The 9,690-nt window shown below is 64.8% G+C and carries 9 protein-coding genes; all 9 read left to right on the top strand.

Features of this window, described 5'->3' with window-relative positions; translation table 11 throughout:
* Window positions 1-180 (top strand): hypothetical protein (locus ACK5IR_RS05720; protein WP_416926794.1); only part of this gene is annotated, 180 nt, incomplete at its 5' end.
* On the top strand, window positions 131-1,141 hold the full coding sequence (locus ACK5IR_RS05725; RefSeq protein WP_416926796.1) for a LysR family transcriptional regulator: 1,011 nt from the start codon (window positions 131-133) through the stop codon (window positions 1,139-1,141). The genes ACK5IR_RS05720 and ACK5IR_RS05725, both read left to right, overlap by 50 nt.
* Before the next feature lie 100 nt (window positions 1,142-1,241).
* A complete protein-coding gene (locus ACK5IR_RS05730) occupies window positions 1,242-2,891 on the top strand; it encodes a carboxylesterase/lipase family protein (RefSeq protein WP_416926798.1) in 1,650 nt (549 codons plus the stop codon).
* A 28-nt stretch (window positions 2,892-2,919) separates the two neighbouring features.
* Complete coding sequence (locus ACK5IR_RS05735; protein WP_416926800.1) at window positions 2,920-3,909, top strand: aldo/keto reductase; 990 nt, start codon at window positions 2,920-2,922, stop codon at window positions 3,907-3,909.
* A gap of 31 nt (window positions 3,910-3,940) precedes the next feature.
* A complete protein-coding gene (locus tag ACK5IR_RS05740; RefSeq protein WP_416926802.1) occupies window positions 3,941-5,050 on the top strand; it encodes an aldo/keto reductase in 1,110 nt (369 codons plus the stop codon).
* Between the two features lie 40 nt (window positions 5,051-5,090).
* A complete protein-coding gene (locus tag ACK5IR_RS05745; protein WP_416926804.1) occupies window positions 5,091-6,929 on the top strand; it encodes a CocE/NonD family hydrolase in 1,839 nt (612 codons plus the stop codon).
* Window positions 6,926-8,020 carry a hypothetical protein gene (locus ACK5IR_RS05750; RefSeq protein ID WP_416926806.1) on the top strand — a complete coding sequence of 365 codons (1,095 nt, stop codon included), beginning with the start codon at window positions 6,926-6,928 and terminating at the stop codon, window positions 8,018-8,020. Before ACK5IR_RS05745 ends, ACK5IR_RS05750 begins: the two co-directional genes overlap by 4 nt.
* A 100-nt stretch (window positions 8,021-8,120) precedes the next feature.
* Window positions 8,121-9,050 carry a hypothetical protein gene (locus tag ACK5IR_RS05755; protein ID WP_416926808.1) on the top strand — a complete coding sequence of 310 codons (930 nt, stop codon included), beginning with the start codon at window positions 8,121-8,123 and terminating at the stop codon, window positions 9,048-9,050.
* 73 nt (window positions 9,051-9,123) lie between these two features.
* Window positions 9,124-9,690: aldo/keto reductase (locus ACK5IR_RS05760; RefSeq protein WP_416926810.1), on the top strand; the 567-nt coding region annotated here is incomplete at its 3' end.

Raw genomic sequence — 9,690 nt, forward strand, 5'->3', positions numbered from 1 at the left:
TTCTTTGCCAGATCGACGCCGATGATGCTAACTTCTCCCCTGGATGCCCTCTCCTACAGCTTGTGCTTCGACACCACGAGTTTGGCACATCGCGATGCCGTCAGGGGAGAGCGGCATCCACACCATCTCCATGACAGAATTCGCCTGGTTGCGCTGGTGGCGACGAGCATCCGCACCTAACTCATTAGCAGATTGGATCAATAACCACTCCATCATATGTTATTTGCTGTTAAAAGCAGGAGCTTCCATGCCGGACCGGGTCTACGACGACATCGCCGCCTTCATCGTCGTCGCGCGAGAGCAGAGCTTTACCAAGGCTGCCAAGAAGATGGGCGTTTCGCAATCCGCGCTCAGCCAGACGGTTCGCAACCTTGAGGAGCGGTTGCAGATGCGGCTCTTGTCGCGGACGACGCGCAAGGTCAGCCCCACGGAGTTGGGACAGCAGTTGCTTGAGGCGGCCGAGCCGCGGCTGCAGGCCATCGCCGACGATCTGAACCGGCTGCGCGGCCTGTCCGAACAGCCGGCCGGTACAGTGCGGATTTCAGCGAGTTCGCATCCGACGGAAACGATCCTCTGGCCCAAGCTGGCACCGCTGATGGCGCAGTATCCCGACCTGAAGATCGAGATCGATTCCAACGCCGCCCTTGTCGATATCGTCGGCGAGCGGTTCGATGCCGGGGTACGGCTGGGCGAACAGGTGGACAAGGACATGATCTCCGTCGCCATCGGCCCACCGGAGAGGATGTTGGTCGTGGCCTCGCGCGATTATCTCGAACGCTTCGGTACGCCGCAGCATCCCCGCGATCTGACATCGCACGAGTGCATCCAGATCCGCATGCCGACAGCCCGCGCGCCGATCCCCTGGGAGTTCAAGAAGGGCCGTGAGGAGATCAACGTTCGCGTCTCGGGGCGGATAATCTGCAACAATCGCGACGTGCAGATCGATGCGGCTCGGCGGGGGTTCGGGCTTGCATGGATGCTGCAGGATTTCGCTGTCCCGCTCCTGGAGACGGGGGAAATGGTCAGTGTTCTGTCCGACTGGTGCGCGGAGTTTCCGGGGTTCTTTCTTTACTATCCAAGCCGCCACCAGCACTCGCGCGCCTTTGATCTCGTGGTGAAGACGCTGCGGTGGCGTGGCTGATTAAGCGGGTTTGCTTATAGACCCATCCCGCATCCATTGGGTTATCGTTTGACAGACCCAACGTTATCTTTCTCTCGTCTGCCGAACGGAGAGGATCCCCATGCCCCTGTCACCCAGTTTGAGCCGCCGCGCGTTCTTGTCGGTCACGGCTGCCAGCATTGCGATTCCGGCACTCCCGGTTCTCGCGGCCCAACCAGTCACAGCACGTGTCGCTGCCGGTACGTTGCGCGGCATGCGGGACCAGGGCGCATTGGCCTTTCTCGGCGTACCCTATGCCGCCGACACGGCAGGTGCGAACCGGTTCCGTGCGCCGCAACCGGTGCCCGCCTGGCAGGGCGAACGTGACGCCACGGGCTATGGCCCGCTGGCACCCCAGGTGCCGAGCACGCTGGGCAAGGACGATCCGGTATTCGAGTGGTACTACCAGGATCAGCCGCAGGGCGAGGATTGCCTCGTCCTCAACGTCTTCACCCCCGACCTGAACCCGGAAGCCCGTCGGCCGGTGATGTTCTACATTCACGGCGGCGGCTACATAAATGGCGGCGGCGGTGGCGAAGGTCTGAACGGCGCCAACCTTGCGACCTTCGGTGACGTGGTCGTGGTGACGATCAACCACCGTTTGAACGCCTTTGGCTTCACCCATCTGGGCGCGCATGACCCCGATTTCGCCGACGCGGCCAACGCCGGGATGCTGGACATCGTGGCGGCGCTGGAATGGGTACAGGGCAACATCGCCGCGTTCGGCGGCGATCCGGGCAATGTCACAGTGCTCGGTCAATCCGGTGGCGGTTCGAAGATCATGATCCTGCTTGCGATGCCTGCGGCGCAGGGCCTGTTTCACCGCGCGATCTCGATGAGCGGCGCGGCGGGGCTGGCCATCGACCCGGCCGAGGACATGGTGCCCTATGTCGATGCGCTGCTGGCCGAGCTGGGCGTGGCGCCTGACAATCTGGCAGCGCTTCAGGACATTCCGCACGAAACCATTATCGAGGCGCGGGGCCGTGCGGTCGCCGCATCCTTCGAAGGCGCGCGGCCGGTGATCGACAGGCGCCACATCACAACGCGCGCCATGACGCCCGAAGGCATGGCGATGCACGCATCGGTGCCGCTGATGTTGGGCCATACCGAGACCGAGGCCACGCTGTTCTTCCGCAGCGACATGCGCAACTTCGACCTGACCGAAGCGCAGATGCGCGCCCGGATGGCGCAGGTCTTCGGCATCGATGATGCGCGGGTCGACGCGATCATGGCGGCCTATCGCGCGGATGCTCCCGACATGACGCCCTCTGACATCCTGATCGCGGTCGCCTCGGATGTGCAGTTCCGGCTGCCCCTGACGCGCGCGGCCGAGACGCGTTCCGGCACGGCGGGTCAGGCGCCTGTCTGGCTCTATGACTTCGCCTGGACGATCCCCGCCGACGGCGGCGTTCTGGGCTCGCCCCATGCGGTGGACATCCCCTTTGCCTTTGGCACCGTCGATGCGGCGGGCGCGATGGTCGGACCCGGAGACGGGCCACGCGAAGCGGCGCTGAACATGATGGCGGCCTTCGTCAGCTTTGCCCGGAGCGGCAACCCGAACAATGAACGGATGCCGGAGTGGCGGCCATTTGACGCCGACAGCCGCACCACCATGCGGATCGACGCCCAATGCGAGCCGATCAGTGCCTTCCGCGCCGCCGCGGATGCCGAGATCGCCACGCTGCAGATCGATCCATTCAACCGTGCCGCCCTCTACCGCTATGCGGACTAAGGCGGCGACCGCGAGAGGAGACACTCCTATGAAAACGCGAACGCTTGGCAAAAGCGGCCTTGAGGTTTCGGCCCTCGGTTTCGGCTGCATGGGCCTCAACTTCAGCTATGGCCATGCGCTTGGGGCGCAGGACGCCATCGCGCTGATCCGCGCGGCGGTGGACCGCGGCGTGACCTTCTTCGACACTGCCGAGGTCTATGGACCCTACACCAACGAGGAGATCGTCGGAGAGGCCCTGCGACCGGTCCGCGAGCGGGTGGTGATCGCCACCAAGTTCGGCTTCGATATCGAGGGCGGCCGGATGGCGGGCATGAACAGCCGGCCCGAGCAGATCCGCAAGGTGGCCGATGGGTCGCTCAAGCGGCTCGGCATCGAGCAGATCGACCTGTTCTACCAGCACCGCGTCGATCCGAACGTGCCGATCGAGGACGTCGCCGGCACGGTGAAAGACCTGATCGCGGCCGGCAAGGTGAAGCATTTCGGCTTGTCGGAGCCGTCTGCGGCGACGGTGCGGCGCGCGCATGCGGTCCAGCCAATCGCTGCGCTTCAGAACGAGTATTCGCTCTGGACCCGAGGCGTCGAGACGAACGGCATCCTCCAGGCCTGCGAGGAACTCGGCATCGGGCTCGTCCCCTACAGCCCGCTCGGCAAGGGCTTCCTGACCGGAACGATTGGCCGGGAAACCAGGCTCGCGGAGGGCGACTTCCGCAAAGGTCTGCCACGATTTGCTCCCGAGGCGATGGAAAAGAACCAGGCGCTCGTGGATCTGCTGAAGCGGATCGGTGCCGCGAAGCAGGCGACACCGGCGCAAATCGCGCTCGCATGGCTGCTGGCACGGCGCCCGTGGATCGTGCCGATCCCCGGCACGACGAAGCTGCACCGGCTGGAAGAAAACCTCGGCGCGGCGGATGTCGAACTGACAGCAGACGATCTGACCGAAATCGAGACCGCAGCGGCTGCCATCCATATCGAGGGTGAGCGCTATCCGGCTCATCTGCTCGCCACCACCGGCCGCTGACCTCCCCAATTCACCACGAAGGAGAACCGACATGACCACCGATATGAAACCCACCTCCGACCTCTCCCGCCGCGCGATCCTGGCAAGCGGTGCCGCGCTCGGTCTTGCCTCGCTGGCGACTGGCGCCCAGGCGCAGACAGGTCAACCGACAGCCGCCACAGCCGGCACGCGGCAGCTCGGCTCCCTTGAAGTTTCGCCCATCGGGCTCGGCTGCATGGCGATGGCGCCCGGTTTCTACAACCCGCCACCCGCACGCGACGAGATGGTCCGGCTGATCCGTGACACGCACGATATGGGCGTGACCTTCTACGATACCGCCGAAATCTATGGCCCGTTCATCAGCGAGGAAATCGTTGGAGAGGCACTGGAGCCGATCCGCGACGAGGTGGTTCTGGCCTCCAAGTTCGGCTTCTCCTTCAATGCCAACGGCGGCTATGCCGGTCGCAACAGCCAGCCCGATCACATCAAGCAAGCTGTCGAGGGCATACTGGGCCGGCTCCGGACCGACCGGATCGACCTGCTCTACCTGCACCGGATGGACCCGAACGTGCCGATCGCAGACATCGCAGGGGCCGTCGGGGATCTGATTGCAGAGGGCAAGGTTCGCGAATTCGGAGTTTCCGAGGTGAACCCCGAGACGCTGCGCGGAGCCCATGCGGTCACACCGGTCGCGGCCGTGCAGAGCGAATACTCCCTTCTCGAACGTCTGCCCGAGGTCGCCATGCTGGACACCTGCGCCGAACTTGGGGTGGGATTTGTGCCCTGGGGGCCGACGATGCGCGGCCTGCTGGCCGACAACATGAACGAATACACGCGGTTCGCCTCACAGGATCGTCGGGCCAACGTGCCGTTCTTCGCCCCAGAGGCGTTGGAAACCAACATGGCCGTGGTGGCGCTGGCCCGCGACTGGGCACAGCGCAAGGACGCGACGCCGGTGCAGATCGCGCTGGCCTGGGTGCTGGCACAGCGCGACTTCATCGTTCCTATCCCGGGCACGACGAAATGGCCGCATATGCGCGAGAACTGGGGCGCGACCGAAGTCAGCTTCACCGGAGAAGAACTGGCCGAATTCCGCACCGCGCTGGAGGCATTGCCGGTCGCTGGCAACCGCCCCGACAGCAAGGCCAGGGAAAACGAATGATCTATGCGGGCGTCCCAACCGGCAAACCTCGGAGGTTGCGATGACACACAAGGCAAATCCTGTTCTGACTACTCTGGTCGCAACTGCTGCGCTGGCTGGTGCCGCTGCCGAGGCCCAGACCTCCTATCCCGGACGGGTGTGGGAGCCGGGTGAGGCCCGATACGCAGCGACCTTGACCGAGGAGGTTTCCATCACTCTGTCGGACGGCACCGAACTGGTCGGTGTCGTCGCCCGGCCAACCGATCGGGCAACCGGCCAGCAGGCCGAGGGGGACTTCCCGGTGATCGTGGAGTTCTCCCCCTATTTGCGGCTGGCCGAGCCCGTCGGCCCGAACCCCTACCTGACCGAGCATGGCTATATTTACGCCCTGATCCGTCCGCGCGGCACCGGCGGGTCGCAAGGCGAGATGCAGCAGTTCACCTCGCAGGACGGCCGCGACGGGGCTGAGGTGGTGGACTGGGCTGCGGCGTTAGACGGATCGGACGGCCGGGTCGGCCTTCTGGGCTGCTCATATCCCGGCGGGACGGGGCTGGCCACGGCCGCGGGGGTCGGTCCGGAGTCCCCCCTGAAGGCGGTGGTCGCGGCCTGCATCGGGCTTGATATGCAGCACCGTCAGGTCTGGACGACAAACGGCCTGCCGAATGCCGCGCTCAACTCCTACGGGCCGCGCGCGACCTATCTGATGGGCGATCAGCCCTCGGTCCGCGACTATTTTGCGGGCTTTGTCGAGGGCGTGATGGCAGGTGGGCCGGAGGCCTATGACGGCTACTGGCAGGATCGCCTGCCGCTGAGCCGGGCCGAAGGCATCGTTGAGAACGGTATTCCCACCCTTTTGTGGACCGGGTGGAGCGACATCAACGAGATCGGCGGCATCCACGCCTATCTGGCGATGCAGAACGCTGCTGCCGGGCACCCCGTCTTCGCGCCGATGGACACCGACGAAGCCGACCCGCGCTGGCAGATCATCGTCGGCGACTGGGGTCATGCCAAGGGCCTGGACGCAGGGGTTTACCTGCAATGGTTCGAGACCTGGCTGAAGGGCGTCGATACCGGCATCGGCGACACATCGGCCCCGATGCATCTATTCGAGAAGGGTACTGACCGCTGGGTCAATCTCGCCGGTTATCCGGTCGCTCCGGACACAGCGGAATGGCATCTCGGTCCCGATGGCGCGCTGACTGGGGTGCCGCCAGCCGGTCAGGGCTCTGCGCGGCTCGACTGGGGCAACCCCGAGGCCGAGAACGGCCACCTTGCCTACACCACCCCGCCCTTCGCGGAAGGTGCGACCATCGCCGGTCCGATCAGCGCAACGATCTACGCCGCTTCCAGCAACACCAACCTCGAAATGATCGCGAACCTCTACGACGTCGCGCCTGACGGATCTGCCGAGCGCATCAGCATGGGCTCGGTCCTGGGAAGCCAGAGTCGGCTTGCCAACAGCAAGTCGTGGATCGAAGGCGATGGTACGATCACCTGGCCATGGCCGGAACTCTTGAGCGACAACTATCTGACGCCCGACCAGCCCACACGCTTCGACCTGTTCCTGGCGGTGCGGCAATGGGGCGTCGCGCCGGGACACAGCCTGCGACTGGAACTGACAACGCAAAGCGGCGCCGATGTCTGCCCGGCCGAGGGCGAGCTGCCGATGGTCTCGGAACCCTGCCGACTGACTGCGCCGCAGGCCGCAACGCTGCCCGGAGGCACCTATCAGGTTCTCTGGGGGCCGGAGCACAACTCCACGCTGAACCTGCCGTTACTGCCCTATCAGCACTTCCCCGAGGTTGCCTCGGCACCCGCGCCGAGCGCCTGGGACGAAACCACCCGCAGCATGGTGCAGGCCACCACAACGCTGCCACTCGATTGGGGAACGGCAGAATGACGAAACGATCGATGGGCATCCTTTCAACAACCGCACTTCTGCTGTCACTAACAACCGCCGCAATGGCACAGGACTTGTCCGAGGTTCAGGCCCCGTCCGAGCCACTGGTTCTTCAATCTCGCGGCAGCTTCCTTGTCGGCGGCGAAAGCGTTGAGCGGACGCCAGCCCAGCTGTCCACCATCTTCGGCCCGCCCCCTGCCGAAGGCGGCAACATCACCGTCAACCAGATGTATGTCGATTTCATGGTTCCGGCCGAAGTGACGGGCGTTCCGGTGGTGATGCTGCATGGAGCAACACTCAGCGGCAAGACCTATGACACGACGCCCGATGGCCGCATGGGCTGGTTCGAGTATTTCGTGCGGCAGGGACATCCGAGCTATGTGCCCGACCAGATTTCGCGCGGGCGCTCGGGCTTCGATCCCGGCATCTACAACGACGTGCGGGCCGGGATTCGGCCACCCTCCGACCTGCCCAACGTCTTCCGCCAGGCGGACGAGTTGAACTGGACCCAGTTCCGCATCGGGCCTTCTTTCGGGCAGGCCTTCAATGACGGTCAGTTTCCCATCGAGTATGCCGACGAGATGTCGCGCCAGGCTATCCCCGATCTCAACGCCTTCCTGCCGACGCCCAACCCGAACCATCAGGCCATGTCCGATCTGGCCAGCGATGTCGGTGGCGCGGTGTTGATGGGCCATTCGGAAACCGGCGCCGTGCCGCTCAACGCCGCAGCGACCGACCCTTCCGATATCGCGGGCATGATCCTCGTCGAGCCGGGCGGGTGCCTGTATACTCCGTGGACCGAAGAGGACATGCAGACCTTCACCCAGATCCCCATCCTTGCCGTGTTCGGCGACCATCTGGATCTGACGACCGGCCTTGGCGATTTCTCGTGGCAGAACGCCTACGACTCCTGTGTCCAGTTCATCGATCAGGTGAACGCCGCGGGCGGAAATGCCACCATGCTCTATCCGCCCGATCTCGGGATCACCGGCAACAGCCACGTCCTGATGATGGACAGCAACAATCTGGAGATCGCCGACCTGATCCTGGACTGGATCGACGACAACGTCGAACCCGTTTCGGCTGAGTAGACGACAGCCTCCCGAGCGGCCGCTTCACGCAGATGCGGCGGCCCCACCCCGCAACGCAGGGGGCGCAAGAGCGATGCGAACCGACGGAGGATATGGTCAGTTGATCCGATTTCCGCCTTCCGCCCTCGTGGCCGTCCCGGTCCTCAAGTCGATCGGCCCCGTCTTTCGCCTTGGCGTGGCCGCGTTCTTTTTCTCCGCGTTTCTGCATTCCGCGGCGCAAGCGGAGGGCCTTGCCGAGCTCTGGCGGGTGGACGGTTTCGTTTTTCCCGAGGCGACCGAGGTCCTACCCGACGGTACCATCGCCATTTCCGACCGTGGCGCGGGCGGCACCGGGGCAGACGGTCGGATCGCCCTGATCGCCGCCAATGGCACACCTATTGCACTGGACTGGGTAACAGGCCTCGTGAATCCGTTCGGCATGACCGTATCGGGCGGGAGGCTCTATGTCGTCGACGGCGCCGTGGGTTTGCAGGTCATCGACATCGCCACCGGGCGACTTTTGGACCCGATCCTATTGCCCGAGGCACGACTGCCCAATGACATTGCCGCAGGACCTGGCGGAACGCTTTACGTCACGGATACGATTGCGGGTGGCGTGATGCAGGTCCGCAACGGCGTCGCAGCCTGGCTCTCCCCTCCCGGAACCACGCCGGCCGCCAACGGCATCGTCTGGTCCGCTGACCGGATCGTCGTGGGAACCATGGGTGATAATCTCAACCCCGCCGACTTCAGTGTGACTGCGCCCGGAGGGCTTCTGTCCGTCGACCCCGCGACGGGCAACATCAGCCAGATCAAGGCCACGAAGCGGAGCGCGAGCGTGGACGGCGTCGTGCAACTCGATGGCATGCTCGTCTGGAACGACAACCCGACGGGGCGTGTCCTAGCGCTTGGCGAGGCGGGCGTCATCGAGATCGGCAGGACCGAGCCGGAATCCGGCGCCCTGTCGGGCTCGGGGACGCTGCTGGTGATCCCCCAGTTGCGGGCAGGTTACGTCGCAGCCTACCGACTGGATCGCCCGATGACCGAGTGATCCCGTACCGGCAGCGCCCCACGGCGGGCTGGCGGCCTTTGAAACATGAGAACCAAACACGAGGAGAAGTTCGATGACGCGGAACCTGAACGGTCGGCCTGACACCGCAAAAGGCATAGACCGCCGTACCTTCCTGCAAACCACCTCCGCCGGGATTGCATCGGCGGCGCTTCTGGGCAGCCAGGCCATGGCGCAAACTGCCGCCCCCACCCGAATGCTTGGGTCGCTCGAAGTCTCGTCGGTCGGACTTGGGTGCATGTTGATGGCGCAGGTCTTCGGTCCGGCCATGCCGCGCTCCGACGCCGTGGCCCTGGGCCGTGCCTCGGTGGACCGGGGCTGCACCTTCTTCGACACAGCCGAGATGTACGGGCCGTTCTACAGCGAGGAAGTGGTTGGCGAGGCGCTCCAGCCGGTCCGCGACGAGGTGGTGATTGCGACCAAGTTCGGGCTTTTCACCTATGACCAGCAGACAGGCGAGATGATCGGCGGCAAGCCGAAGACGTCGCGCGAGACGATTATGCTCGAACCCAGCAGCGCCAGCATCACCGCCGCCAGCGCCAGGTTCAGCGCGATCATCACCCGGCCGCGCGGCTGGCGGGTGATGCGGCCAAGCCTGCCGTACCAGCGCCGGTTGACGCCG

This window comes from Tropicimonas sp. (assembly GCF_047971885.1).
In the GTDB taxonomy this organism is placed as follows: Bacteria; Pseudomonadota; Alphaproteobacteria; order Rhodobacterales; family Rhodobacteraceae; genus Tropicimonas.